Raw genomic sequence first — 24,342 nt, 5'->3', positions numbered from 1 at the left:
CCGGCAGCTCTTGAACCAATACCGATTTCGAACCGATCAATACCCTGGAGCCAGGATGCTCGACCTACGCAAGCTACGGTACTTTCTGACGGTCGCTGAAGAACTGCATTTCGGCCGGGCAGCCATTCGCCTGCACCTGGCCCAGCCGCCGCTGACCCGGCAGATTTCGGCATTGGAAACAGAATTGGGCTTCAAACTGTTCGATCGCACCAGCCGTTCGGTCACGCTCACGGCCCAAGGCCGGTCGTTCCTGCCCTATGCGCGCGGAGTGCTGGAGCAAGTGGATCTGGCGCAAGTGATCGCCGGCAAACTGGCAGCAGGCACGGCGGGGCAACTGGCGTTGGGCTACGTCAGCTCTATCGCCTTGTCAGACCTGTTCAGCCAGGCGATCCAGGCGTTCGCCCAACGCTTTCCCGATGTGCAACTGACCCTGGTGGAATGCGCCTCCGGCAGCCTGGGTGCGCAGGTGGCGGATGGGCGGTTGGATATCGGCCTGAGCCGCTTGTTGCCTCAGGGGGATGAGGTGCAAGCGCTGTCACTCGGCGAAGAACGGCTGGTGGCTGCGGTCTCCACTGATTGCCCGTTGGCAAGCCAGGCGCAGGTCAGCCTGGCGCAACTCAGCGCTTACCCGTTGATTCTGTTTCCGGCGGATTACGGCTCGGGGTTGAACCAGTCCATCGAACAGCTGTACCGGCACCACGGGCAACCCTTGCGAGCTGGGCCGACCGGGCGACAAATCACCTCGATCATTGCGCTGGTAGCCGCCGGGCAAGGCGTGGCGCTGGTGCCGGAATGCACGCAGAGTTTGATGAATAAAGGCGTGACATACAGGCCGTTGGTGGAGGTGGACGCGTGTGCGAAATTGTTGGTGCTGACGCCGACGCAAACCAAAAGCACGCTGGTTGAGGCATTTCTCAGCGTGATTGCGGTTGCTCTACACACCCGGTAACCCGATCGTAAAACCTCGCAATACCTCCCCCCAGCGCTATTGCTGCGCGCTCTTACACTCCATCTGTCGCTTACCCTAATACCGGTCGTCTAACGCCGGTAGGTAGAGTGTTGATAATTTAACTCGAGTGGTTATAGTCACCACCAACACACACCATAAGGAGGTGTTGTGGATAGCCGTTATTTGATAGGCCATATCGTTGCGGATGGTTGGTACTTGGTACGCATCAGGGGCAGCCATCACCACTTCAAGCACCCCACAAAACCGGGACTGGTAACGATTCCTCATCCAAAGAAGGACCTGTTGGACAAGACCGCCAAAAGCATTTTGAAACAGGCTTTGTTGAGTTAACCGTCCCTGGAGGACAACAGACATGCTTTACCCCATTGCAATTTCAACCGGCGACGAAGACCACGCCTGGGGCGTGGAAGTACCGGATATCCCTGGCTGCTACTCCGCCGGCGACGATCTGGACGACGCCATGGCCATGGCTCGTGAAGCCATTGAAGGGCACTTTGAGATCCTCGCCGAAGACGGTGCACCGATCCCCAACGCGCAGAAAGTCACCCTGCATGCCGCCAACCCGCAGTACGCGGGCTGCACCTGGGCAGTGGTGGACATTGATGTCACCAAGTATCTGGGCAAGGCGCAAAAGCTCAACATTACGCTGCCCGGTTATCTGCTGAACCGCATCGATGAATACGTGTTGCATCACCCGGAAGAAAAAAGCCGCTCGGGTTTTTTGGCCTCGGCAGCCCTGAAGGTTTTGCAGCAAGAAGGATAATGGTGCTGTCCTGGCGAGGCGGAATTCGACCGCAAGAAACGTAGTTCCCCTCCAGGCGTATCGCTTTAGACTTCAATAACACACTCAGGAGCCCGGCCCATGCCCTATGAATACAAGCTCATGCCCTCCCCCGTCGGCCAGCTCACGTTGGTGGCGCGCAACGGCAAACTCAGCGCCATTCTGTGGGAAGTCGAACGCGCCAACCGGGTTCGCCTGGGTGAGTTGCACGAGGCCAATGACAGCCCGGTGCTATTGGAAACCGAGCGTCAGTTGCAGGAATACTTCGCCGGCACGCGAAACCGATTCGAACTGGAACTGGATTTCGACGGCACCGACTTCCAGAAACAAGTCTGGCAAGCGCTGCTGACCATTCCGTTTGGCGAAACCCGTAGCTACAGCCAGATCGCCCAGCAAATCGGCAACCCCAAAGCCGTGCGTGCAGTGGGTGCCGCCAATGGGCGTAATCCCATTTCGATCATCGCACCGTGCCATCGGGTAATTGGTGCTTCTGGTGGCCTGACCGGGTTCGCCGGTGGCCTGGAAGCCAAGCAATATCTGCTTGCGCTGGAAGGCTCAGGCCAAGCGGAGCTGGCGTTCTGAGTAAAACCGTAGAACGTTGTTGCTATGGCAATTTGTAAAAAGAAATTTCAAGGATTCCCTGCGGTCCATACTTTCATCACCCACCCTGTTGAAGGAAAACGGTCATGAAATTCTCCGCAGTCTCGCAATCCCTGTCCCGCTGGGCAGGCAGCCCGCGCACGTTCTATGCGGCAGTGGCGTTGATTCTGGTGTGGAGCCTGAGCGGGCCGTACTTCCACTACAACGACACCTGGCAACTGATCATCAACACCTCGACCACCATCATCACGTTCCTGATGGTGTTCCTGATCCAGAACACGCAAAACCGTGACAACGACATCCTGCACATCAAGATCGACGAACTGTTGCGCGTCTCCAAGGACGCACAAAATGCCGTGCTCAGCCTGGATGGCCTGGACCGCAAAGAGCTGGAAAAACTGCGCCAGCAATACCGCAGCATTGGCAGTACCGGCACGGTGAGCCTGAACAGTGGTTGCGGCGATGTTGCAGACGACGCAGCGCATGACAAGACTGACCTGAATCAGGCATAAAAAACGGCGGTTGGAGAGCATCCAACCGCCGTTTTCACATCAAGTGACGCTATCAACCGTCGCCTTGATGGCCTTTGCCGTAGGTCGACGCCAGGGCACGGGCTTTTTGCAGACGCTCCTCCAACTTGGGCAGCGTCTCATCCACCAAAGCCTTTATTTCCGGCACATCGGACGCAGCGCCTTCCTGCTTGAACAGGGCGATGGCGTCTTCGTTTTCCTTGACCTGCTGCGCGGTGTAGGCGGCGTCGAACGAGTCGCCGTCCTTGAGTTCAGGCATCAGGGTTTCGGCTTTGTCGATGATCTTCTCGCGCGGCGCCACCGGCAGGTCGAGCTTCTTGGCGATGGCCGCCAGGTGCTGGTTGGCCAGGGTGCGCTCGTTGATCACCTCGATGGTGTAGTCCTTGATTTCCTGGGACGAGGTTTTGGCGTGGGCCATGCGGCTGGTTTCGATATCGGCCATACCTTTGGCCGAAGCCTGCTCGATGAATTCAGCAGGCGACTGGGCGAAAGCATTGCTGGCGCCGAGGCCCAGCAGCATCGCGAAACTGGCGGTGCGTAACCGGATAGCCATGCGGCTCATGATGGGTTCCTCCAGGGCAAAAATAAGTGCGGGGAAAACACCCCGCCCTGAATTCGAATTTTCAGGACGGCAAAGGTTTAGAAAAAACTCGTCAGTGCGACGAACGGTCGTCACGTCTCCCCCCCTATTTGAAGCAGTTTCATGCCAATACATCCTGCACCCGCCCCGTCAACCACTGCAATCCAGAATCCCCGCCCCGCCGCGCATGCCACGCCAACTCCACCGCAAACGACGGAATATGAAACGGCGGCGGCACAGCCACCAGATGCCCGCGGTCGATGTTCAGCAAGCCCCGGGAAGACACCGTCAAAATCAGGTCTGTGCCCTTGATCAACTGAGGCGCCACGCCCCAATGCGGCAGGCTGATTGCCACATGCCGGCGCTCACGAATCGCGGTCAACGCCCGCTCGATTTCCGGTGTGCCGCTGCCGCGCATTTCCAGCAGCACATGGGGGCGCGACAGGTACGTAGCCAGGTCCAGCGAGCCGTCATCCGGCAGGCTGTCGCGATCCACCAGGCAGGTGTAATGCTCATCGAACAGGGGCGTGGTGCGCAGTTCGGCGGGCATGTCAGGGAACACGCCGGCGGCCAGGTCAAGATCGCCATTGAGCACGCCATCAACCATACCTTCACGGCTCGCCTGGATGATTTGCAGGTCGATACCCGGAGCCTCGCGACGCAAGGTACGCACCAACCCGGGTAGGAAAATCGCCGCGCTATAGTCCGACATTGCCACGCGAAACCGGCGTTTGGCCGATGCAGGATCAAACCGGTTCGGCGCCAGCAGCGCTTGCACGTGGGCCAGGGCTTCGGCCAATGGTGTGGCCAGCTCCAACGCCCGCGCAGTCGGCACCAAGCTACCACCCTGACGGACCAGCAACGGGTCACCCAACAAATCCCTCAGGCGCGCCAACGCGTGGCTGACCGCGGGTTGGCTCAGGTGTAAACGCTCGGCTGCTCGGGTGACGTGGTGCTCGCTGAGCAAGGCGTCAAGAATCACCAGCAGGTTAAGGTCGATACGACGCAGATCATTCATTAGCTGCATGCCCTGCATAAGAACTTGGAATTTAAATTTGCGGCACGAATAGCCTAGAGTCCAGAAAAACCTCTGGGAGACATCAAATGACCACGCTGCATTGGGTAGGCTTATTGACGCTGGCGGTGATCGCCGGGGCGGTGGTGCCGTTTCAAAGTGCGATCAACGCCAACCTGGGACGAGGGCTCGGGCACCCGCTGTGGGCCACATTGGCGTCGTTGCTGATCAGCATCATTGTGTTGCTGCCGGTGATTCTGGCACTGCGTTTACCGTTGCCGAGCCTGACGTTTATCAGCAAGGCCCCGCTGTGGATGTGGGCCGGTGGTGCGTTTGGCGTGTGCTTTATTTCCCTGGCGCTGATGCTGTTGCCCAAACTCGGTGCGTCGGGGTTTATTGCACTGGCCATGGCCGGGCAGATTCTGGCGTCGCTGGCACTCGATCACTTCGGCCTGTTCGGCTTGGTGGAGCGCCAACTGACGACGCCCCGCGTGTTGGGGGCGTTGTTGTTGATCGGCGGCGTGGCGTTGATCCAGTTCAGCGCCAGCCCTGCCCGCTCCTTGGCAACGGCGGGCTGATCAGCCCTTGTCGAGGGTGCGCAATTTCTGCGGCAGGCCCGCGCCAAGGCTGTAAGTGGTGTCGCTCTAGCGGGCTGCTCACAGGCGCCCGATTGTTTTTGTTGTCGGGTGCGGCGTTACAGCGTGGCGATGTAAGCCGGCGGTGGATGCAAGTCGCAATTGCGCCCGGCCTTGGCTACCTGGCCAGGCAGGTCATGGCCCAGCAAAGCCGGCAGGCGGCGAGACATTTGCAACAAGTGCGGCAGGTCGATGCCGGTGGGAATACCGACTGCTTCACAGAGGTTCACCAGGTCTTCGGTGCAGATATTGCCCGACGCACCGGGCGCAAATGGGCAACCGCCCAAGCCGCCAAGCGCGGCATCAAAGCGCCGTGCGCCGGCCTCATACGCGGCCAGCACATTGCACAAACCCAAGCCGCGAGTGTTATGAAAATGCAGGGTCAGATCGCTGGCGGACACACGCGCCAACACGCGTTTGACCAGGCGTTCCACCTGACGTGGACTGGCCATGCCGGTGGTGTCGGCGAGGCTGATACCTTGGATGCCCAACGCCTGATAAGCGTCGACAATCTGCAGCACGCGGTCTTCATCGATCTTGCCTTCGAACGGGCAGCCGAAGGTGGTGGCGATGCTGCCGTTGAGCCGAACCGGATGCTCGGCAGCAAAGCGAGTGATATCACCAAACGCCGCCAATGAAGCCTCGCAGCGCATGCGCATATTGGCCAGGTTGTGGGTCTGGCTGGCGGACATCACCAGGTTCAACTCATCGGCGCGGGACTCGATGGCGCGCTGGGCGCCCTTGAGGTTGGGGATCAGCGCTACGTAGATCACACCAGACTTACGCGCGATGCCCTGGAACACTTGCTCGCCATCGCGCAACGCAGGAATGGCTTTGGGCGAGACAAACGAACCGGCTTCGATCCGCGAAAAACCCGCGAGGGAAAGCTGATCGATCAAGGCGATCTTGTCAGCCGTCTCGACCCAGGTCGGTTCGATCTGTAGGCCATCGCGCGGCGACACTTCCTGCACGATCAGCGCGTCGGAATAATCAGAAATCATTGCACCACTCCCGAGGTTTTCAGGCGTTGGATATCGGCGGCGGTAAGGTCCATACCTTTGGCGCGCCGCACAAACAGGCTCACGCCGAGCACTTGCTCCAGCTCCATCAGGGTGATCAGATCCAGTCGACGCACCAGGCTCTTGTGCAACATCAGTGACGCTCGTTGGCCAAGCGGTTGATCTCGGCTTGCTCTACCACCGGCTGCGGCGCACCAACACTCGCGGCCTGCAACATCGCCCGGCCGACGGTCTCGGTACTCACCACCCAACCTGGTTTTACCCGGCGAAAGAACGAGAGCAACGGCCCGAGCACGGTATAGAACGATTGATACAACGGCGTCTTCGAACGCACGCCATGCAACGGCTGGATCACCCCCGGCCGAAACAGATACACCGCCTTGAACGGCAGGCGCAGCAAAGCGTTCTCGGTCTTTCCCTTGACCCGCGCCCACATCGACTTACCGGCCTCGGAGCTGTCGGTACCGGCGCCGGACACGTAGATAAACGTCATCTGCGGATTGAGCCGTGCCAGGGTGCTGGCAGCGACCAGAGTGAGATCGTAGGTGAGGTGGGTGTACTTGGTTTCATTCATCCCCGCCGACGAAACGCCGAGGCAGAAGAAGCAGGCATCGAAGCCTTGCAGCAGATTCTCCAGGGGTTGGAAATCCAGCATGTCGCTGTGCAATACCTGATGCAGCTTGCCGTGTTCCTGGGTCAGGGGCGTGCGGCCAACGGCGACCACTTCCTGCACGTCAGCGGCCAGCAGGCACTCGCGCAGCACGCCTTGGCCGACCATGCCGGTGGCGCCGAATAGTAGAACTCTCATCAAGTGCTTCCTTCATCCAGCCAGTTTTGACTACCCGAGATACAGATCTTTGAACGCCATCGTCACATTTGACCACTGCGTTGACACCTTACTCAATAGGGTGCGCTTGGACCTAAACAAATAACATCGTGTGCCCTGTCATCAACCCACAACATCGCACTTCAATGTACCCCTATGTAAAAACAGTCAACAAAGTAGTGCTGATTAGCCACCAACTATGTAGGACACTGCTCACACCATAACCGTCATCGAGAGCAGCCGGCATGGGAAGCGTCCGACTTAACATTTGAATTTTTTCCCTCTACCATTTTTCATCCATCTCCAAGGACGAGTAAAAATGGAAAACGCACAGCAAAAAAATAAATTCTCAAACTATAAAAAGACAATCAGCATTTCCGACAATGATTGGCAATTGGCTAAAACAGGCCGAATTTGTGAACTCAATGTCACTGTCAAAAACCGCAACTACCTTACCGATCAATTCGGACGCGAACTCCATCATTTTTGCACAACTTCCTATCTTGGCCTTGATTACCACCCTGACATATTAAAAGGCGCCATAGAGGGCCTAACAGCAGCAAAAACACTTCGAATTGCCAACTCAAAAAACCGATGCAAGCTTGAAATACTCGAGCGCTATGAAAAAGAACTGTCCAGTCTTTTCAACTCGACCTGCCTTAGCACTTTGTCTTGCAGCGCTGCCAGTTCGGGAATATTGCCTTTGCTAGCGAGTGGAGCGCTCACCCGCCACTGCCCACCCACCATGGTATTCGACAAAAACGCTCACTATTCGATGAACCATCTTAAAGCCTCCTGCGCAGATGAAGCGGAGGTCATCACTGCACCTCACAACGATATTTCCTTCATCGAAGATATCTGTAAAAAGCACAGCAATGTCGCCTACATCGCAGACGGCACCTACAGCATGGGCGGAGAGGCGGATATCGATGGCCTTCTCCATCTCAAGTCTAGTTATGGCCTATTTCTTTATCTGGACGACTCCCACGCGCTTTCCGCATTCGGAGAACAGGGAAATGGATTTATTCGCCCTCGGCTGCAGGCACTGGATGATCGGACGATAATCGTAGCCTCCCTTGGAAAATCGTTTGGTGCGAGCGGTGGCTTGATAATGTTCGGAAATGAAAAACAGAAAAGCTTGATGTATAGGTATGGCGGCCCCAGCAATTGGTCCCAGAGCCTAAACTCAGCAGCTATCGGTGCGGGCTTGGCTTCAATAGAAATCCACCGCTCCGCAGAGTTGCCCGCACTGCAAAAAAAACTCCTCAGTAACCTCCAGCTATTTGACAGCCTTATCCATACCCAACAACACAACACTCACACGGCAATTCGCTTAGTAAACTGCGGCTCCGCTGAAACAGCCAATGCACTTTCGATAAAACTTGCAGACAATGGCTTTTTCACTTCAGCCGTATTTTTTCCGGTGGTTCCGAGAGGAAAGGCAGCCATCCGAATAACGCTCCGTGCCGACATGACACGCGAAACTATATATTCGTTTTGTTCAGCCCTCTTAGCCTTAATAGAAGAAAACAAAATCACAGGCTAGCCTGAGGCGCACAGGCACTCATTTCAACAAAGCGCTTCACGAATTATGCGAAAACCTCAGATTGAGTTCTTCTCCTCAACATGTGCAGTGATGGAAGATTTTCGTTGAAAAAAACCACGACCCTCACCCTAGCCTGCAGCACCGCCTTCCTCGCCCAAATCGGTATCAGCAGCTACTTGCCCGCCGTACCGGCGATTGCCCGTGACTTGCCAGCCGCCGAAGACCACGTAGCACTTGCCCTGGCAATCTACCTGGCTGGAATGGCATTACCCATGTTGCTTTGGGGCAGCCTGAGCGAGCATTTTGGTCGAAAGCCGGTATTGCTTGCGGCACTTGCACTGTATGCGCTGGCCAGCGCGGCGGTCCCATCAGCGATCGATGCCGGATCGTTTTTGTCGCTGCGACTGATCCAAGGCCTTGGTGCGGGTGGTATTTCAGTGATGGCGCGAGTGTTGGTGCGCGATAGCTTCAGCGGTGCGCTGCTGGCCAAGGGGCTGTCGTGGTTGGGCATGACCTTCGTGATCGCGCTGGGTATCGGACAATTCATGGGGTCGTTGCTACAAGCAGCGTTTGGTTGGGAGGCAATTTTTTACGGATTGGCAATGGGAGCCATCCTATTGATGGTGGTGTTGAAACGGGTAGATTTCCCGCTGCAATTAACAGCCGATTCATCGGTTTGCGCCTGGCGCACCTACACTAAAATCTTTCGTCACACTCCCTTTCTGCACGCAGCATTGGCCGGCGGTTTGGGCTACGGAGTAATTATTGCGTTCAACACCTGTGCACCGTTGATCTTGCAGGGGCATTTCAAGTGGAGTGCGACACAATATGGCTGGATTGGCTGGCCAATCAGTGCGGCTTACCTGGCGGGAGCGTTGATAGTCAATCGCTTCGTTACTCGTACAGGGCGGTTGGCGATGTTGAGTTGGGGCGTCACGCTGATCCTGGTGGGAACGTCAATGATGTTGCTGGGCAGCGTGTTTGCCACCGGGCTTGCCGTCCTACTTTGGCTGCCTTATTGCCTGGCAGTAATTGGGCAGTCGATGAGTTACCCGATCAGTTTGTCACTGGCAAACGATGAGTCGCCAGTGAACGGATCTTACGCCATGGCGTTGAGCGGTTTCATTCATCAGTTGATGGCTGCGTTGATCGGTGGTGTGGCAAGCCTGCTAGTGAGTCAGCAGGCATGGCCGTTAGGGGTGTTGTCCCTAACGTTGGCGGGCGGCGCTTGCGTATGCGTCGCCCGCTGCCGGGCACATCAAAACGCGCTGCGAAAAATCTCCTCAATCTGACGTTGGTCCGCCCGACGCGGATTCGTCAGCCCACACGCGTCCTTCAACGCATTGGTGGCGAGCAATGGAATGTCTTGCAACTTGGCGCCCAGCTCGCGCAAGCCGGCGGGAATTTCAACGTCGAGTGCCAGGCTGCGAATGGCGGCGATGGCGGCTTGGGCGCCCTCTTCGTCGGTGACGCCCTTGACGTCGGCGCCCAGTGCGCGGCCCACATCGCTCAGGCGTTTGGCGCTGACGCTGGCGTTGAAGCTTTGTACATGGGGCAGCAGCACTGCGTTGCACACGCCATGGGGCAGGTCGTAGAAACCACCCAGTTGGTGGGCCATGGCGTGCACGAAACCCAGGGAAGCGTTGTTGAAGGCCATGCCGGCAAGGAACTGGGCGTAGGCCATGTTTTCTCGCGCAACCTTGTCGCTACCATCGCGTACCGCCAGGCGCAGGTTGGCGCTGATCAGTTCGATGGCCTTGATGGCACAGGCGTCAGTGATCGGCGTAGCCGCGGTGGACACGTAGGCTTCGATGGCGTGGGTCAGGGCATCCATGCCAGTGGCGGCGGTGAGCCCCTTGGGCATGCCGACCATCAACGCCGGGTCGTTGACCGACAGCAGCGGCGTGACATTGCGGTCGACGATGGCCATTTTCACGTGGCGGCTTTCGTCGGTGATGATGCAGAAGCGGGTCATTTCACTGGCGGTACCGGCGGTGGTGTTGATAGCGACCAGCGGCAGTTGCGGCTTGCTCGATTGATCGACACCTTCGTAGTCGCCGATATGCCCGCCGTTGGTGGCACACAGGGCGATGCCCTTGGCGCAGTCATGGGGCGAACCGCCACCCAGGGACACCACGAAATCACAGGCACTTTCCTGCAGCAGTGCCAGGCCTTTCTCGACGTTGTCCACGTTGGGGTTGGGCTTGGCGCCGTCGTAGATCACCGAGTCGATGTCTTGCATCGCCAGTTTCTCGGCGATCATGCTGGCCACGCCGGCCTTGGCCAAACCGGCGTCGGTGACGATCAGCGCCTTGCGAAAACCGTAGTTACGGATGGCGGTCATGGCTTCGTCGAGGCAGTCGGTGCCCATGATGTTGACGGCGGGAATGAAGAAGGTGCTGCTCATGGCGAATCCTCGGATGACGTTTATGCCTACAGCATCGACCTCACCTGCCTACGGCATCTTGATCAGGATCAACGCTCGCTCGTGATAAAGTCACCGTCCAGCCGATTTCGAGTAGACCCGCCGCAATGAAGGATTTCCAGGATATTGACGCCCATCTTGAAGACTGGAGCGCACTGCGCGCTGGCCTCGACTTCAGCGGGATTCTGATCGGCAACGGCGCCAGCCGTACGATTTGGGAAGACTTTGCCTACGACTCGCTGTTCGAAAACGCGCGCACGGTGGAAGAAAAACCCCTGAGCCAATCTGAACTCAGTGTGTTCGACGCCCTGCAAACCCGCAGTTTCGAGCAGGCCCTGGGCGCACTCAAAACCACCAGCCGGGTTAACAAGGCGCTGGCGGTCAGCTCGGCGGCGCCGCGCAATCGCTACTACGCGATCAAGGAAGCGCTGATCAATACCATCCACGGCGTGCATATCCCGTGGCGTCTGGTGCAGCCCTCGACGCTGGCGACGATCAACGCTGAACTGGCGAACTACGCCACGGTATTCACCAGCAACTACGACTTGCTCAACTACTGGGCGATCCTGCATACGCCGGGCATTGACGACCTTTTCCGTAGCGCGGACGCCAGCTTCGACCTGCGCGACACCCGTACAAACGCCACGCGCATCCTGTACCTGCACGGTGGTTTGCACCTGGTGCGTAACCTCGATGGCACCGCGCGCAAATTGCCGTCTACCGACAGCACCTTGCTCAGCAGTTTTGCCATCAACAACACGATCAAGACCCTCGACGATGTGCCGCTGTTTGTCAGCGAAGGCAAGGTTGAGGAGAAGCTCAAGACCATCCGCAGTTCGGATTATCTGTCGTTCTGTTATGAGCAGTTGCTCAATCATGAAGGTGCGTTATGCGTCTTTGGCCATGAGTTGGGGCCGCAGGACAAGCACTTGGTGGATGCCATTCGCCAGGCCAAATTGACCACCCTGGCGATCTCGGTATCGGGGCGCAGTGATGGGTTTATTCGACAGCAGAAGCGGCGGTATTCGGAGTTGTTTGACGGGACAGGGGTTGAATTGCGGTTCTTCGCGGCGCGGACCCATGCGCTCGGTAATCCCGCACTGTCCGTCCCTGTCGAACGCTAATCAAAATGTGGGAGCGGGCTTGCTCGCGAATGCGGTGGTTCAGTCAATGATGTGTTGAATGACACTCCGCTTTCGCGAGCAAGCCCGCTCCCACATTGGATTGCATTTCAAGTCACCGTCGCAGTCACTCTTCGGCGCTGTGCACCACCACCAATAACTGCGCCTGCACCGGCCCTACCGATCTCAGCCGATGCGGCTTTTGTGCATTGAAATGCAGTGCATCGCCCCGCTCCAGAATCACTCGCTCGTTCATGAAGTCCACTTCCACCTGGCCTTCGTGCACGAACAAAAACTCCTCTCCCACGTGTTCCTTGAAGCTCTTGTCGGTGAATTCCTGCGGCGGATAGATGATGAACGGCAACAGGCTGCGCTCACTGACTTGATGGGCCAGCACCGCGTAGCCCGGTGAAGTGTCCGGTCGCTCGTGGCTGCGCACCAGGCTGTAGCTGTCGAGGCTGACGTTGTCTTCGCTGAACAGCTCTTCGACCTTTACGTTCAGCGCCTTGGCCAGTTTCAGCGCGGCGGCGATCGACGGTGTGTTGAGCCCGCGTTCGACCTTGGACAGGTAACTCTTGGTCATCCCGGATTTTTCAGCCAGGGCCTCAAGTGTCACGCCAAGTTTTTTTCTCAATAATTTCAAACGGATAGACATGCGCTGCGATTAATCCATGCAGTAAGCGATACGCTGTGCTTGCCAATGACACAAAGTGTCATATAGCATCTTAAGTGTCATTTGTAGCCACCGAGGGCACCCGATATGGCCAAGACATTAGCACTTCCCAAAGACCAACTGGTCAAGCAAGCACTGATCCAGATGCAAAACACCCTGGCGGATAATACGTGGACCGACCGGCAAAAGCTGGCGCTCACGTGCCGCATCCTGTTCGAGAACGGCCACGACTCCGGCCTGGCCGGGCAGATCACCGCGCGCGGCCCTGAACAGGGCACTTACTACACCCAGCAATTGGGCCTGGGTTTTGACGAAATCACCGCCAGTAACCTGTTGCTGGTGAACGAAGACCTTGAAGTGCTGGAAGGCCATGGCATTCCCAACCCGGCCAACCGCTTTCACAGCTGGGTGTACCGTGGGCGCCCGGATGTGAACTGCATCATCCACACGCATCCAACCCATATTGCCGCGCTGTCGATGCTGGAAGTGCCACTGCAGGTGTCCCACATGGACCTGTGCCCGCTGTACGAAGACTGTGCATTCCTGGAAGCCTGGCCAGGGGTGCCGGTGGGTAACGAAGAAGGCGAGATCATCACCGAGGCTTTGGGCGACAAGCGCGCGATCCTGCTCTCGCACCATGGCCAGTTGAGCACCGGGGCGAGCATCGAGGAAGCCTGCGTGATTGCGCAATTGATCGAACGCGCAGCCAAGTTGCAGTTGCTGGCAATGGCCGCTGGCACCATCAAGCCGATCCTGCCGGAACTGGGGCGCGAGGCCCATGACTGGATCTCCCGGCCCAAGCGTCATGGCGCCGCGTTCAATTACTACGCCCGGCAGAACCTGCGCAAACACGCCGATTGCCTGAACTGACTACCCTTTTTCGACCGGAGACTTCCTATGTCCAGCCCCAACATTCACGGCATCATCGGCTACACCATCACCCCGTTCAGCAGCGATGGCCAACGCGTTGACCTCGATGCCCTGGGCCGCTCCATCGACCGCTTGATCGCCAGCGGCGTCCACGCCATCGCGCCCTTGGGCAGCACGGGCGAAGGTGCCTATTTGAGCGATGCCGAGTGGGATGAAGTCAGCGCCTACAGCCTGGCCAAAATCGCCCGACGCGTTCCCACCGTCGTCAGCGTATCCGACCTCACCACCGCCAAGGCCGTGCGCCGCGCTCGCTACGCCGAAGCCAATGGCGCCGATGTGGTGATGGTGCTGCCGGCGTCTTACTGGAAACTCAGCGAAGCGGAAATCCTTGCGCACTACGCCGCGATTGGCGACAGCATCGGCGTGCCGATCATGCTGTACAACAACCCGGCTACCAGCGGCACGGACATGTCGGTGGACTTGATCCTGCGCATCATCAAGCAGGTGGCCAATGTGACGATGGTCAAGGAGAGCACAGGTGATGTTCAGCGCATGCACCAGTTGCATCGCCAGACCGACGTGCCGTTCTACAACGGTTGTAACCCCTTGGCACTGGAAGCGTTCGCGGCGGGTGCCAAAGGCTGGTGTACGGCGGCGCCGAACCTGATCCCGCAGTTGAACCTGGATTTGTATGACGCGGTGTTGGCCAATGATCTTACAAAGGCACGCGCGTTGTTCTACCAACAATTGCCGTTGCTGGAGTTCATCCTCAAGGGTGGATTGCCGGCGACGATCAAAGCCGGGTTGCGTTTGACCGGGCTGGACGTGGGCGATCCGCGGTTGCCGGTGTTCCCACTGGCAGAAGCCGGGATAGAACAGCTCAAAGCATTATTGCGCTAAGCCCACAACTCCCTCCCGCAGTACCCAACTGTACGGATAAATCCGCACCCAGCTGTAGGCCCGCAATCGACGGGGGTTGTGGCTAGATGGGCTTCCCAGGAAGCCCTCTGGATTTCGGCTCCTCTCTATTTCGGATCTCACCCATGAGCTCGCGCGAAAACACCGGCATGGCCCTCGGCCTGCTGGGCGTCATCATCTTCAGCCTGACACTGCCCTTCACCCGGATCGTGGTGCAGGAAATTCACCCGCTGCTCAACGGCCTGGGCCGTGCGTTGTTCGCGGCGGTTCCGGCGGCGGGCCTGTTGCTGTGGCGCCGTGAGCAATGGCCCACCTGGCGCCAAGTACGCGGTCTGTGCCTGGTGATTGCCGGGGTGATCCTTGGTTTTCCAGTGTTGTCGGCATGGGCCATGCAAACCTTGCCGGCGTCCCATGGCGCACTGGTCAACGGCCTGCAACCCCTGTGCGTGGCGTTGTATGCGGCGTGGCTGTCCCATGAACGACCGTCCAAAGCCTTCTGGGCCTGCGCAGCATTGGGCAGTGGTCTGGTATTGAGTTACGCGCTGATCACCGGTGCCGGCAGTATCCAGGCCGGTGATTTGCTGATGCTCGGCGCGATTGCCGTGGGTGGCCTGGGTTATGCCGAAGGCGGCCGATTGGCCAAGGAGATGGGCGGCTGGCAGGTGATCTGCTGGGCGCTGGTGCTCTCGACGCCGGTGTTGATCGGCCCGGTGTGGTACCTGGCGGCGCAACATCAAGGGGCGATTTCCATGCGCACGTGGTGGGCGTTTGGGTATGTGTCGCTGTTCTCGCAGTTCCTGGGGTTCTTTGCCTGGTACGCCGGGTTGGCCATGGGCGGGATTGCGCGGGTCAGCCAGATCCAGCTGTTGCAGATCTTCTTCACCATCGCGTTTTCGGCGTTGTTCTTTGGGGAACATATCGAGCCGATTACGTGGGTGTTTGCGTGTGGGGTGATTGTGACGGTGATGTTGGGGCGCAAGACGGCGGTGCAGCCTGCGCCAGTAGTAAAGGCTGGCACAGTCTAAATGTGGGAGCGGGCTTGCTCGCGAATGCGGTGGGTCAGTTGTAGATGTACTTGCTGACACACCGCATTCGCGAGCAAGCCCGCTCCCACAGGGGGTTCTGCGTTCAGCTTAAGAAACCATCCGCCCGCAACAGGGTTTCCAGGCAGTGTTCGGTGATGTGGTAGAACGCCTTCAATTCCTGGATCTTCTCCAGTAGTTGGGCGTTATCCAACGGCTCGGCGCGCTTCACCGCCAGGATCATCTTGTTCTTGTTGGTGTGGTCCAACGAGATGAACTCGAACACCTTGGTCTCATAGCCACAAGCCTCCAAAAACAGCGCCCGCAGACTGTCGGTGACCATCTCCGCTTGCTGCCCCAGGTGCAAACCGTATTGCAGCATCGGTTTCAACAGCGCCGGGCTCTGGATCTGCAGGCGTATCTGCTTGTGGCAGCACGGCGAGCACATGATGATCGACGCGCCAGAGCGAATGCCGGTGTGAATCGCGTAATCGGTGGCGATGTCGCAGGCATGCAGGGCGATCATCACGTCCAGTTCGCTCGGTGCCACGCTGCGCACGTCACCGCACTTGAACACCAGCCCCGGATGCTCCAGGCGGGCGGCGGCGGTGTTGCACAGGGTGACCATGTCTTCGCGCAACTCCACACCGGTCACTTCGCCCTCGGCCTTGAGGGTGTTGCGCAGGTAGTCGTGGATGGCGAACGTCAGGTAGCCCTTGCCCGAACCGAAATCGGCGACGCGCACCGGTTGGTCCAGCTTGAGCGGCGATGACGTCAACGCATGGCTGAACACTTCGATGAACTTGTTAATCTGTTTCCATTTGCGCGACATCGACGGGATCAACGCCTGTTTGGCATCGGTCACACCCAGGTCAGAAAGGAACGGACGGCTGAGGTCGAGGAAGCGATGCTTCTCGCGGTTATGCTCGGCCGAGGGCGCTTCGCGCAGTTGCTGCGGCTTGCTTTTGAACAGCGAGCTTTTGTTCTTTTTGCTGTATTCCAACTGGGCTTCGTCGGTCAGCGACAGCAAGTGGGCGTTCTTGAACTGCGCGGGTAGCAGCTCGGCAATCGCCGCCACACCGTCGGCCAAGGCGAAGTTCTTGGTGATATCGCGGGTCTTGTAGCGATAAACGAAGGACAGGCATGGCTGCTCCTTGACGGTTACCGGCTTGATGATCAGCCGCTGCAACTCGGCTTCCTCGCCGACGTACTTGGCCAGCACCAGCTTGATAAACGCGTTCTGCGCGAGGCTTGCGCTCAGCAGTTCGATGAACTGGGCGTGGTAGTCGCTGACAGGTTGAGCGGTGACGGACATGAACAAAAACGCCTCGGGCTGGGAATGCCCGGCATTTTAGGGGGGATGGGGGTTTAGGGCACGGGGTTATTTGATCAACGGTATCTATGAGGCCCACCGCAAACCAAATGTGGGAGCGGGCTTGCTCGCGAATGCGGTGGGTCAGTCAACAGATTCATTGGCTGATCCACTGCATTCGCGAGCAAGCCCGCTCCCACATTTTTATTCGAGTACAACCAGGCGATTGGGCAGCTCGTTACGGGTTTGTGTGACCGGCACATGCACCTTCAACAGCTCGCCACAGGCTTCAATACAGCTGATAAACCCCGCCAACGTCTGCCCCTGCTTCACCTGCTGCGTAAACGCCTTGACGATCACATCCCAACTACCGTCGTCCAAACGCTTGGAAATCCCGTCATCCACCAGGATTTCCACATAACGCTCGGCCTCGCTGACAAAAATCAGCACGCCGGTGCTGCCCACCGTGTGGTGCAGGTTCTGCTCCAGGAACTGGCGCCGGGCCAGGTTGGATGCACGCCAGTGGCGTACCGAGCGCGGAATCAAACGTGTGGTGACCTTGGGCAGGCGAAACACCAGGCACAGCACAATGAACGTCGCCCATTGCGCCAGCAGCAAGGTGTACATGGTCAGGTAGCCCGACAGGTAATGCACCACACCCGGCACCACCAAGGCGATCAAGCTGGCCCACAGCAGCGGAATGTAGGCGTAGTCGTCGGCGCGGGCGGCCAGTACGGTCACCAGTTCTGCGTCGGTGGTTTTCTCGACGCGGGCAATCGCTTCGGCGACTTGGCGCTGCTCGTGTTCAGTCAGTAATGCCATGGTTGTCGTTGCTCTCTCATTATTATCATCACCAGCCACCCGAAGCCCCGCCGCCGCCGAAGCCGCCACCGCCGCCCCGGAAACCACCACCGCCGCCTCCACCGCCGCCGCGTCCGCTACTACTGAGAATCGCCAGCAAGATCGCGCCCACTGGCAACCCCAGGCGATTACACAGCCACAACACACCGATCAGCAGGATAAACAGCCCGATGGAAAACCCGGGATTATCCTTGGCAAAGTTGGCATCCGCCACATGGGCCGGCACCGCCAGTGGTTCGCCGCCCACCACTTGCAACATCGCCGCTACGCCGTCGCTGATGCCCTTGCTGTAGTTGCCGGCCTTGAAGGCCGGCGCGATCACCTGGTTGATGATCACCCACGACTGCGCATCAGTGAGCACACCTTCCAGGCCATAGCCGACTTCGATGCGCAATTTGCGCTCATCGCGGGCGACGATCAACAGCGCGCCGTTGTCCTTGCCCTTTTGGCCGATGCCCCAGTGGCGGCCCAATTGATAACCAAAGTCCTCAATGGGCACGCCTTGCAGGTCGGGCACGGTGACCACCACGATCTGGTCGCCCGAGGTCTGTTCCAGCGCCTGCAATTGCTGGGTCAGTTGCGCGCGCGTAGCCGGGTCGATCATCTGCGCGGTGTCTACCACCCGCCCCGTCAGCGCCGGGAACGTCAGCGCCGCCTGGGCCACGCCCACGCAGGCCAACAGCCACAGCGCCAGGCCTATCCTTAATAAACGCATCGACACCTCAATGCAGCGTTATTTGAACTTCACTTGCGGTGCTTTATCGGCATCGGCGCTGGTGGCTTCAAACGTGGCACGGATCGGCAAGTCGCTGTACATCACGCTGTGCCACAGGCGGCCGGGGAACGTGCGAATCTCGGTGTTGTAGGCCTGCACCGCCTGGATAAAGTCGCGGCGGGCCACGGCGATGCGGTTTTCGGTGCCTTCAAGCTGGGATTGCAGGGCCAGGAAGTTCTGGTTGGCCTTGAGGTCCGGGTAGCGCTCGGACACCACCATCAGGCGGCTGAGTGCACCGCTCAGGCCATCCTGGGCTTGCTGGAACTGCTTGAGTTTTTCCGGATTGTCGAGGGTGCTGGCATCCACCTGGATCGAGGTGGCCTTGGCCCGCGCTTCGATCACGGCGGTGAGGGTGTCCTGCTCATGGGTGGCATAGCCCTTGACCACTTCCACCAGGTTGGGGATCAGGTCCGCACGGCGTTGGTATTGGTTCTGTACCTGGCCCCAGGCCGCCTTGGCCTGTTCGTCCAGGGTGGGGATGTTATTGATGCCGCAACCGCTGAGTACGGTACTAATCAGTAACAAAACCGCGGCTTTCACGCCCCAACGGTAACCTTGTGCTGCTTGCATGGTGTTTCTCCTGGCGAACCTTGATGGAATTTGGCAACGGTAAGGCATAATCCGCTGCCGCGACTGGATTGCATCAGATCAATCAGCTAAAAAGATGCCCAGCACAAATAAGAGTTCAGAAGTGTGGTGCATTTTCTGCAATAACACTCGAACAACAACATATGTTCCCCACATTTTGGCAGAGCAGCGCATTTTCGCTGTGCAGTGAGCCGAAAAAGGATAGTCATGAAAAAGCTGTGTTTGCTCGGCCTTGTTGCCACTCTGGCCAGTCACCCCGTATGGGCAGAAACAAAGCCTGCTGCGCTTAAAGACAAGGACGCCTTTGTCAGCGACCTGCTCAAGCAAATGACCCTCGATGAAAAGATCGGCCAATTGCGCCTGATCAGCATCGGCCCCGAAATGCCCCGCGAGCTGATCCGCAAGGAAATCGCCGCCGGTCGCATCGGCGGCACGTTCAACTCCATCACCCGCCCCGAAAACCGTCCAATGCAGGACGCGGCCATGCGCAGCCGCTTGAAGATCCCGATGTTCTTCGCCTACGACGTGATCCACGGCCACCGCACCATTTTCCCAATCAGCCTGGCACTGGCTTCCAGCTGGGACATGGACGCCATCGGCCGCTCCGGGCGCATCGCCGCCCAGGAAGCCGCCGCCGACAGCCTCGACATCACCTTCGCGCCGATGGTCGACATCTCCCGCGACCCGCGCTGGGGCCGCACCTCCGAAGGCTTCGGTGAAGACACCTACCTCGTCTCGCGTATCGCCGAAGTCATGGTCAAGGCGTTCCAGGGCGCAAGCCCGGCCAATGCCGACAGCATCATGGCCAGCGTCAAGCACTTCGCCCTGTATGGCGCGGTGGAAGGCGGTCGCGACTACAACGTGGTCGACATGAGCCCGGTCAAGATGTACCAGGACTACCTGCCGCCGTACCACGCGGCGATCAAGGCCGGCTCCGGCGGTGTGATGGTGGCGTTGAACTCGATCAACGGCGTGCCCGCCACCGCCAACACCTGGCTGATGAACGACCTGCTGCGCAAGGACTGGGGCTTCAAGGGCCTGGCTGTGAGCGACCATGGCGCTATCTTCGAGTTGATCAAGCACGGCGTGGCCAAGGACGGGCGTGAAGCCGCCAAGCTCGCGATCAAGGCCGGCATCGACATGAGCATGAACGATTCACTGTACGGCAAGGAATTGCCGGGGCTGCTCAAGTCCGGCGAGATCGAGCAGAGCGACATCGACAATGCCGTGCGTGAAGTGCTCGGTGCCAAGTACGACATGGGCCTGTTCAAGGACCCGTACCTGCGCATCGGCAAGGCTGAAGATGACCCGGTCGACACCTACGCCGACAGCCGCCTGCACCGTGCCGACGCTCGCGATATCGCACGCCGCAGCCTGGTGCTGCTGAAAAACCAGAACAACACCCTGCCGTTGAAAAAAACCGCGACCATCGCCCTGGTCGGCCCGCTGGCCAAGGCCCCCATCGACATGATGGGCAGTTGGGCGGCCGCCGGTAAGCCTGCGCAGTCTGTGACCCTGCTGGACGGCTTGAACGCGGTGATCGGTGAAAAGGGCAAAGTGATCTACGCCCGTGGTGCCAACATCACCAACGACAAGGCCGTGGTCGATTACCTCAACTTCCTCAATTTCGATGCGCCGGAAGTGGTGGATGACACCCGTGCGCCGCAAGTGCTGATTGATGAAGCGGTAAAAGCCGCCAAGGATGCCGACGTGATCGTGGCCGCCGTGGGCGAGTCCCGTGGCATGTCCCACGAGTCGTCCAGCCGTACCGACCTGAACATCCCGCAAAGCCAGCGCGACCTGATCAAGGCCCTCAAGGCCACCGGCAAGCCGCTGGTGCTGGTGCTGATGAACGGCCGTCCGCTGTCGATTCTGGAGGAGAACCAACAGGCCGACGCGATCCTGGAAACCTGGTTCGCCGGCACCGAAGGCGGCAACGCCATCGCGGACGTGCTGTTTGGTGACTACAACCCATCGGGCAAGCTGCCGATCACCTTCCCACGTTCGGTGGGGCAGATTCCGACCTACTACAACCACCTGACCATCGGCCGCCCATTCACCCCAGGCAAGCCGGGCAACTACACCTCGCAGTACTTCGATGACGTCACCGGGCCGCTGTTCCCGTTTGGTTACGGCCTGAGCTACACCACGTTCACCCTGTCGGACATGGCGCTGTCGTCCACCACCCTGAACAAGACCGGCAAGCTCGACGCCAGCGTGACCGTGGCCAACACCGGCAAGGTCGATGGCGAAACCGTGGTGCAGCTGTATATCCAGGACGTGGCCGGCTCGATGATCCGCCCGATCAAGGAGCTGAAGAACTTCCAGAAGGTCATGCTCAAGGCTGGCGAAGAGCGCACGTTGCACTTCACCATCACCGAGGAAGACTTGAAGTTCTACAACACCCAGCTCAAGTACGCGGCGGAGCCGGGTGAGTTCAATGTGCAGATTGGGTTGGACTCCCAGGATGTGCAGCAGCAGACGTTCGAATTGCTCTAACGCCTGACGCGGTCAAAAAATGTGGGAGCGGGCTTGCTCGCGAATGCGGTGGATCAGTCGACATCTTCAGTGACTGACACGCTGCATTCGCGAGCAAGCCCGCTCCCACATTTAGATCGAGTTGACCTGATTAGCCGCGTCTGTCCAACAGGTTAACCACCAACCGATCAATCCACCCCCACACCCGCTGCTTCACCCGCCGCCACAATGGCCGCGCCTGCCATGCCTCCAGGCTCACTGCCAGGCTCTGGGCAAAATCACGCTCGAAACTGCCCGCCACCGCCTGCGTCAATGGCGGGTCCAACGCCTCCAGGTTGGCGTCCAGGTTGAAACGCAAATTCCAATGATCGAAATTGCATGACCCCACGCTGACCCAATCGTCCACCAGCACCATTTTCAGATGCAGAAAGCACGGCTGGTATTCAAAAATCTGCACCCCCGAGCGCAGCAGACGCGGGTAGTAACGGTGCCCGGCATAACGCACAGACGGATGATCGGTGCGCGGGCCAGTGAGCAACAGCCGCACATCCACACCGCGCCCCGCGGCTCGCCGCAACGCACGACGAACGCCCCAGGTTGGCAGGAAGTACGGAGTCGCCAGCCAGATACGTTGGTGGCCACTGTTTAATGCGCGGATCAGCGATTTCAGGATGTCGCGGTGCTGGCGGGCGTCAGCATAGGCGACACGCCCAAGTCCCGGTCCGGTGGCGGGCATCTTGGGCAAGCGCGACAGGCCGAAACGGGTGGCGGGTTTCCACTCCCGGCGGGCGGCGTTGGCATGCCACTGGCGGTCGAACAGCGCCTGCCAGTCCAACACTAACGGGCCGCTGATTTGCACCATCACTTCATGCCAGTCGGCGGTGTCCTGGCCCGGCGTCCAGAACTCGTCGGTGACGCCGGTGCCGCCCACAAAGGCGACGTGCTGATCGACCAGCAACAGCTTGCGGTGGTCGCGATACAGGTTGCGCATCCAGCGGCGCAACCTCAGGCGATTGTAGAAACGCAGCTCCACGCCAGCGTCAGTCAGGCGCTTGCGCAGCCCAAGGCTAAACGCCAGGCTGCCATAGTCATCGAACAGGCAACGCACCTGCACACCACGCTCGGCGGCAAGTATCAGTGCCTGCACCAGGGCCTCGGCACAGGCACCCGCTTCCACCAGGTACAACTCCAACTCGACTTGTCGCTCGGCGCGGGCAATGTCCACCAGCATCTGCGGGAAAAATCTCGGCCCGTCGATCAACAACTCGAAACGGTTGGCGCTGCGCCACGGGAACACCGCGCCGGCCATGGTCAGCGCGCCGTGAAGATCAGCACCGCACCCACCGGCACCGACAGACTGATGGATTCCAAACCGGCGGCCTTGCGCAACGTTGCCACGCCTGGCACCAGGTCAAAATCCTCGGCATGCAGCACTAGCGGCTCCAGAGTCACGACCTGGAAACGCCGGTCATCCAGGCGCGTGGCCAGCAGCTCGGCGCTGTAGGTTTGAGTCTTGCCGTGCAGGGTGACGCTCAATGGCAAACGCAATTCCAATTGCGCGCCGGGGGCCAGGTCATTGATGGGTTGCAGATTGATTTGCGCGTTGATCAGCGCATCGGGGAAGGTCTTGATCTCGAACAACTCATTGCGCATGCGCTCGTCACGCAACGGGACGCCACTGTTGACCGACTCCAGCTCCACTTCCAACTGCGCTGCGCCTTTGCTGTCGACCTTGCCGTGCAACACCAAAAAGCGCTGCACTTCGGCGATCTCGGTGTTCTTGGTGGTGACGAACGACAGGCGTGAAGATTCGTTATCCAGGTACCAGTCGGCATGGGCTGGCACGGCAGCGGCGGCGAGCAGGGCGAAGGCCAGGGGTTTGATTGACATAAAGACTCGTGGGGCGAAAAACCTGCACGAACCTTAAGCGCAATGTCACAAACGACGCAAATCCAATGTGGGAGCGGCGGTCTAGGCCAATGCGCGCTGCACCTCCCCCACGGCCTGCTCCAAACTGGCCATATGCAAATTCAACACCCGCTCCACCGGCGCCTGGTGCATTGGCCAATGCAGCGCCATGCTCCCCACCAATCGCCCATTGGCCCGTACCGGCAACGCCACGGCGCGTATCAGGAACGGCAACCGCACCGGATACTCCCAATACCCCTCTGTCCGCTGGCCAAACCCTTGGTGCTGGCTTTGCTCGCAAGCTCGGTATTGCTCATCCGCCGCCACGTGCTCCCGGCCCGCCAGACGCTGCACTTCTTCTGCCGGCAATTGCGTGAGGCACGCCTTGCCCATCGCCGAATGAAACAGGCTGGCGTGCTGGCCGACGATCTGGCAGTTGTTGGGATAGAGCTTGCGCAGCACGCCGGGGATCGCGCTTTCCATGACTTCCAGGCGCTCGCCGTCAAAGCAGGACAAATCCACCACCAGCCCGGTGCGCTCACTGAGTTCCAATAGCCAGGGCGCGGCGCTTTCCACCATCTGGCGCTTGAAGCGTTGCTGCGTGTCGCCAAACAAGCGCCGGGCACGCAGACGGTAACGCCGGTCGCTCAGGCCACGGTAGACCCAGCCTTGATCCTGCAACGTGAGCAACATGCGCGACACGGTGGCCTTGGGTAAATGCGTGAGGTAATGCAGTTCCTCCAGCCCCAAGGCCTGGTGCTCGCCCAGCAACTCGACAATTGCCAGTGCGCGCTCAACCGAGCGTACGGTGCCTGTGTCGGCCATGTTCGATCTCCCTGATGCCGGTGGATGATCATTTTTCACAGCAAGATACAGGCCCGGTCGTGCA

The 24,342-nt window shown here is 59.1% G+C and carries 26 protein-coding genes and 1 pseudogene; 13 read left to right on the top strand and 14 right to left on the bottom strand.

Translation table 11 applies throughout. The features are described from left to right. Positions 1 to 55: 55 nt before the first annotated feature. From HF257_RS12025 to HF257_RS12005, 5 genes are all read left to right on the top strand, one after another. Positions 56 to 949, top strand: coding sequence for a LysR family transcriptional regulator (locus tag HF257_RS12025; RefSeq protein ID WP_185709478.1), 894 nt, complete (start codon positions 56 to 58; stop codon positions 947 to 949). 168 nt (positions 950 to 1,117) lie between these two features. After that, on the top strand, positions 1,118 to 1,300 hold the full coding sequence (locus tag HF257_RS12020) for a type II toxin-antitoxin system HicA family toxin (RefSeq protein WP_003189411.1): 183 nt from the start codon (positions 1,118 to 1,120) through the stop codon (positions 1,298 to 1,300). Positions 1,301 to 1,322: 22 nt separating this feature from the next. Then, positions 1,323 to 1,733 (top strand): type II toxin-antitoxin system HicB family antitoxin, encoded by a 411-nt coding sequence (locus HF257_RS12015; RefSeq protein WP_185709479.1) that lies wholly within the window; start codon positions 1,323 to 1,325, stop codon positions 1,731 to 1,733. A 99-nt stretch (positions 1,734 to 1,832) separates the two neighbouring features. Then, the gene (locus tag HF257_RS12010; RefSeq protein WP_185709480.1) at positions 1,833 to 2,333 is read left to right on the top strand and encodes a methylated-DNA--[protein]-cysteine S-methyltransferase; all 501 of its coding nucleotides are present in this window, start codon (positions 1,833 to 1,835) and stop codon (positions 2,331 to 2,333) included. A gap of 104 nt (positions 2,334 to 2,437) precedes the next feature. After that, positions 2,438 to 2,863: a low affinity iron permease family protein gene (locus HF257_RS12005; protein ID WP_185709481.1), complete on the top strand. Its 426-nt coding sequence runs from the start codon at positions 2,438 to 2,440 to the stop codon at positions 2,861 to 2,863. A gap of 52 nt (positions 2,864 to 2,915) precedes the next feature. Here HF257_RS12005 and HF257_RS12000 read toward each other — a convergent pair whose 3' ends face one another. Both HF257_RS12000 and HF257_RS11995 read right to left on the bottom strand, forming a co-directional pair. Next, on the bottom strand, positions 2,916 to 3,443 hold the full coding sequence (locus HF257_RS12000) for a DUF4142 domain-containing protein (protein ID WP_185709482.1): 528 nt from the start codon (positions 3,441 to 3,443) through the stop codon (positions 2,916 to 2,918). Positions 3,444 to 3,582: 139 nt separating this feature from the next. After that, positions 3,583 to 4,488: a LysR family transcriptional regulator gene (locus HF257_RS11995; protein ID WP_408635668.1), complete on the bottom strand. Its 906-nt coding sequence runs from the start codon at positions 4,486 to 4,488 to the stop codon at positions 3,583 to 3,585. A 77-nt stretch (positions 4,489 to 4,565) separates the two neighbouring features. Here HF257_RS11995 and HF257_RS11990 point away from each other — a divergent pair, with 77 nt between their 5' ends. Next, positions 4,566 to 5,054: a DMT family transporter gene (locus HF257_RS11990; RefSeq protein WP_185709484.1), complete on the top strand. Its 489-nt coding sequence runs from the start codon at positions 4,566 to 4,568 to the stop codon at positions 5,052 to 5,054. A 116-nt stretch (positions 5,055 to 5,170) separates the two neighbouring features. On the opposite strand, the gene HF257_RS11985 is transcribed toward HF257_RS11990, so the two are convergent. The 3 genes and pseudogenes from HF257_RS11985 to HF257_RS11975 all read right to left on the bottom strand — a co-directional run bounded on the left by HF257_RS11985 (position 5,171) and on the right by HF257_RS11975 (position 6,938). Then, positions 5,171 to 6,112 (bottom strand): hydroxymethylglutaryl-CoA lyase, encoded by a 942-nt coding sequence (locus HF257_RS11985; RefSeq protein WP_185709485.1) that lies wholly within the window; start codon positions 6,110 to 6,112, stop codon positions 5,171 to 5,173. A gap of 35 nt (positions 6,113 to 6,147) precedes the next feature. Beyond that, positions 6,148 to 6,264 (bottom strand): annotated as a pseudogene (locus HF257_RS11980) (LysR family transcriptional regulator); the annotation flags it as partial. Then, positions 6,264 to 6,938 carry an NAD(P)H-binding protein gene (locus HF257_RS11975; protein WP_185709486.1) on the bottom strand — a complete coding sequence of 225 codons (675 nt, stop codon included), beginning with the start codon at positions 6,936 to 6,938 and terminating at the stop codon, positions 6,264 to 6,266. The pseudogene HF257_RS11980 and the gene HF257_RS11975, both read right to left, overlap by 1 nt. 337 nt (positions 6,939 to 7,275) lie before the next feature. Between HF257_RS11975 and HF257_RS11970 the strand changes: the two genes are divergently transcribed. After that, entirely contained in the window at positions 7,276 to 8,502 is a 1,227-nt protein-coding gene (locus HF257_RS11970) for an aminotransferase class I/II-fold pyridoxal phosphate-dependent enzyme (protein ID WP_185709487.1), read from the top strand. Positions 8,503 to 8,606: 104 nt separating this feature from the next. After that, positions 8,607 to 9,794 (top strand): MFS transporter, encoded by a 1,188-nt coding sequence (locus HF257_RS11965; RefSeq protein WP_185709488.1) that lies wholly within the window; start codon positions 8,607 to 8,609, stop codon positions 9,792 to 9,794. Here HF257_RS11965 and yiaY read toward each other — a convergent pair. Beyond that, a complete protein-coding gene (gene yiaY / locus HF257_RS11960; protein WP_185709489.1) occupies positions 9,761 to 10,909 on the bottom strand; it encodes an L-threonine dehydrogenase in 1,149 nt (382 codons plus the stop codon). The genes HF257_RS11965 and yiaY overlap by 34 nt on opposite strands. A gap of 125 nt (positions 10,910 to 11,034) precedes the next feature. Between yiaY and HF257_RS11955 the strand changes: the two genes are divergently transcribed. Further along, positions 11,035 to 12,051, top strand: a complete 1,017-nt coding sequence (locus HF257_RS11955; protein ID WP_185709490.1) for a DUF4917 family protein — start codon at positions 11,035 to 11,037, stop codon at positions 12,049 to 12,051. A gap of 124 nt (positions 12,052 to 12,175) precedes the next feature. Here the strand turns inward: HF257_RS11955 and HF257_RS11950 are convergent, their stop codons facing one another. Next, positions 12,176 to 12,703 carry a helix-turn-helix domain-containing protein gene (locus HF257_RS11950; RefSeq protein WP_185709491.1) on the bottom strand — a complete coding sequence of 176 codons (528 nt, stop codon included), beginning with the start codon at positions 12,701 to 12,703 and terminating at the stop codon, positions 12,176 to 12,178. 105 nt (positions 12,704 to 12,808) lie between these two features. Here HF257_RS11950 and HF257_RS11945 point away from each other — a divergent pair, with 105 nt between their 5' ends. From HF257_RS11945 to HF257_RS11935, 3 genes are all read left to right on the top strand, one after another. Further along, complete coding sequence (locus tag HF257_RS11945) at positions 12,809 to 13,591, top strand: aldolase (protein WP_135288111.1); 783 nt, start codon at positions 12,809 to 12,811, stop codon at positions 13,589 to 13,591. Between the two features lie 27 nt (positions 13,592 to 13,618). Beyond that, entirely contained in the window at positions 13,619 to 14,491 is an 873-nt protein-coding gene (locus HF257_RS11940; protein WP_185709492.1) for a dihydrodipicolinate synthase family protein, read from the top strand. 143 nt (positions 14,492 to 14,634) lie between these two features. After that, complete coding sequence (locus HF257_RS11935) at positions 14,635 to 15,534, top strand: DMT family transporter (protein ID WP_185709493.1); 900 nt, start codon at positions 14,635 to 14,637, stop codon at positions 15,532 to 15,534. Between the two features lie 103 nt (positions 15,535 to 15,637). Here HF257_RS11935 and HF257_RS11930 read toward each other — a convergent pair whose 3' ends face one another. The 4 genes from HF257_RS11930 to HF257_RS11915 form a co-directional block, all read right to left on the bottom strand. After that, positions 15,638 to 16,846 (bottom strand): class I SAM-dependent methyltransferase, encoded by a 1,209-nt coding sequence (locus HF257_RS11930; RefSeq protein WP_185709494.1) that lies wholly within the window; start codon positions 16,844 to 16,846, stop codon positions 15,638 to 15,640. Between the two features lie 201 nt (positions 16,847 to 17,047). Further along, positions 17,048 to 17,665, bottom strand: coding sequence for a TPM domain-containing protein (locus HF257_RS11925; protein ID WP_185709495.1), 618 nt, complete (start codon positions 17,663 to 17,665; stop codon positions 17,048 to 17,050). 28 nt (positions 17,666 to 17,693) lie between these two features. Then, the gene (locus tag HF257_RS11920) at positions 17,694 to 18,419 is read right to left on the bottom strand and encodes a TPM domain-containing protein (RefSeq protein WP_185709496.1); all 726 of its coding nucleotides are present in this window, start codon (positions 18,417 to 18,419) and stop codon (positions 17,694 to 17,696) included. Positions 18,420 to 18,437: 18 nt separating this feature from the next. Beyond that, positions 18,438 to 19,049 carry a LemA family protein gene (locus HF257_RS11915; protein WP_185709497.1) on the bottom strand — a complete coding sequence of 204 codons (612 nt, stop codon included), beginning with the start codon at positions 19,047 to 19,049 and terminating at the stop codon, positions 18,438 to 18,440. A gap of 225 nt (positions 19,050 to 19,274) precedes the next feature. On the opposite strand from HF257_RS11915, the gene bglX reads away from it, so the two are divergent. Next, positions 19,275 to 21,566 (top strand): beta-glucosidase BglX, encoded by a 2,292-nt coding sequence (bglX, locus tag HF257_RS11910; RefSeq protein ID WP_185709498.1) that lies wholly within the window; start codon positions 19,275 to 19,277, stop codon positions 21,564 to 21,566. Positions 21,567 to 21,696: 130 nt separating this feature from the next. On the opposite strand, the gene HF257_RS11905 is transcribed toward bglX, so the two are convergent. The 3 genes from HF257_RS11905 to HF257_RS11895 form a co-directional block, all read right to left on the bottom strand. Beyond that, positions 21,697 to 22,854, bottom strand: coding sequence for a phospholipase D-like domain-containing protein (locus tag HF257_RS11905; protein ID WP_185709499.1), 1,158 nt, complete (start codon positions 22,852 to 22,854; stop codon positions 21,697 to 21,699). A 2-nt stretch (positions 22,855 to 22,856) separates the two neighbouring features. Further along, entirely contained in the window at positions 22,857 to 23,435 is a 579-nt protein-coding gene (locus HF257_RS11900) for a YceI family protein (protein WP_185709500.1), read from the bottom strand. A gap of 81 nt (positions 23,436 to 23,516) precedes the next feature. Beyond that, positions 23,517 to 24,278 carry a helix-turn-helix domain-containing protein gene (locus HF257_RS11895; protein ID WP_185709501.1) on the bottom strand — a complete coding sequence of 254 codons (762 nt, stop codon included), beginning with the start codon at positions 24,276 to 24,278 and terminating at the stop codon, positions 23,517 to 23,519. Between the last annotated feature and the right edge of the window lie 64 nt (positions 24,279 to 24,342).

It is taken from the genome of Pseudomonas cremoris (assembly GCF_014230465.1).
The sequence above is the reverse complement of the archived record's forward strand: the minus strand, read 5'-3'. Positions and strand labels throughout refer to the sequence as shown.

What these genes read in the sequence shown, in the direction of transcription:
- HF257_RS12000 (WP_185709482.1), bottom strand. Translation starts at nt 3,443, where the DNA reads ATGAGCCGCATGGCTATCCGGTTACGCACCGCCAGTTTCGCGATGCTG.
- HF257_RS11930 (WP_185709494.1), bottom strand. Translation starts at nt 16,846, where the DNA reads ATGTCCGTCACCGCTCAACCTGTCAGCGACTACCACGCCCAGTTCATC.
- HF257_RS11955 (WP_185709490.1), top strand. Translation starts at nt 11,035, where the DNA reads ATGAAGGATTTCCAGGATATTGACGCCCATCTTGAAGACTGGAGCGCA.
- HF257_RS11950 (WP_185709491.1), bottom strand. Translation starts at nt 12,703, where the DNA reads ATGTCTATCCGTTTGAAATTATTGAGAAAAAAACTTGGCGTGACACTT.
- HF257_RS11985 (WP_185709485.1), bottom strand. Translation starts at nt 6,112, where the DNA reads ATGATTTCTGATTATTCCGACGCGCTGATCGTGCAGGAAGTGTCGCCG.
- HF257_RS12025 (WP_185709478.1), top strand. Translation starts at nt 56, where the DNA reads ATGCTCGACCTACGCAAGCTACGGTACTTTCTGACGGTCGCTGAAGAA.
- HF257_RS11940 (WP_185709492.1), top strand. Translation starts at nt 13,619, where the DNA reads ATGTCCAGCCCCAACATTCACGGCATCATCGGCTACACCATCACCCCG.
- HF257_RS11975 (WP_185709486.1), bottom strand. Translation starts at nt 6,938, where the DNA reads ATGAGAGTTCTACTATTCGGCGCCACCGGCATGGTCGGCCAAGGCGTG.
- HF257_RS11900 (WP_185709500.1), bottom strand. Translation starts at nt 23,435, where the DNA reads ATGTCAATCAAACCCCTGGCCTTCGCCCTGCTCGCCGCCGCTGCCGTG.
- HF257_RS11915 (WP_185709497.1), bottom strand. Translation starts at nt 19,049, where the DNA reads ATGCAAGCAGCACAAGGTTACCGTTGGGGCGTGAAAGCCGCGGTTTTG.
- HF257_RS11895 (WP_185709501.1), bottom strand. Translation starts at nt 24,278, where the DNA reads ATGGCCGACACAGGCACCGTACGCTCGGTTGAGCGCGCACTGGCAATT.
- HF257_RS11945 (WP_135288111.1), top strand. Translation starts at nt 12,809, where the DNA reads ATGGCCAAGACATTAGCACTTCCCAAAGACCAACTGGTCAAGCAAGCA.
- HF257_RS12015 (WP_185709479.1), top strand. Translation starts at nt 1,323, where the DNA reads ATGCTTTACCCCATTGCAATTTCAACCGGCGACGAAGACCACGCCTGG.
- HF257_RS11935 (WP_185709493.1), top strand. Translation starts at nt 14,635, where the DNA reads ATGAGCTCGCGCGAAAACACCGGCATGGCCCTCGGCCTGCTGGGCGTC.
- HF257_RS11970 (WP_185709487.1), top strand. Translation starts at nt 7,276, where the DNA reads ATGGAAAACGCACAGCAAAAAAATAAATTCTCAAACTATAAAAAGACA.
- HF257_RS12005 (WP_185709481.1), top strand. Translation starts at nt 2,438, where the DNA reads ATGAAATTCTCCGCAGTCTCGCAATCCCTGTCCCGCTGGGCAGGCAGC.
- HF257_RS11995 (WP_408635668.1), bottom strand. Translation starts at nt 4,488, where the DNA reads ATGCAGCTAATGAATGATCTGCGTCGTATCGACCTTAACCTGCTGGTG.
- yiaY (WP_185709489.1), bottom strand. Translation starts at nt 10,909, where the DNA reads ATGAGCAGCACCTTCTTCATTCCCGCCGTCAACATCATGGGCACCGAC.
- HF257_RS11925 (WP_185709495.1), bottom strand. Translation starts at nt 17,665, where the DNA reads ATGGCATTACTGACTGAACACGAGCAGCGCCAAGTCGCCGAAGCGATT.
- bglX (WP_185709498.1), top strand. Translation starts at nt 19,275, where the DNA reads ATGAAAAAGCTGTGTTTGCTCGGCCTTGTTGCCACTCTGGCCAGTCAC.
- HF257_RS11905 (WP_185709499.1), bottom strand. Translation starts at nt 22,854, where the DNA reads ATGGCCGGCGCGGTGTTCCCGTGGCGCAGCGCCAACCGTTTCGAGTTG.
- HF257_RS12010 (WP_185709480.1), top strand. Translation starts at nt 1,833, where the DNA reads ATGCCCTATGAATACAAGCTCATGCCCTCCCCCGTCGGCCAGCTCACG.
- HF257_RS11920 (WP_185709496.1), bottom strand. Translation starts at nt 18,419, where the DNA reads ATGCGTTTATTAAGGATAGGCCTGGCGCTGTGGCTGTTGGCCTGCGTG.
- HF257_RS11990 (WP_185709484.1), top strand. Translation starts at nt 4,566, where the DNA reads ATGACCACGCTGCATTGGGTAGGCTTATTGACGCTGGCGGTGATCGCC.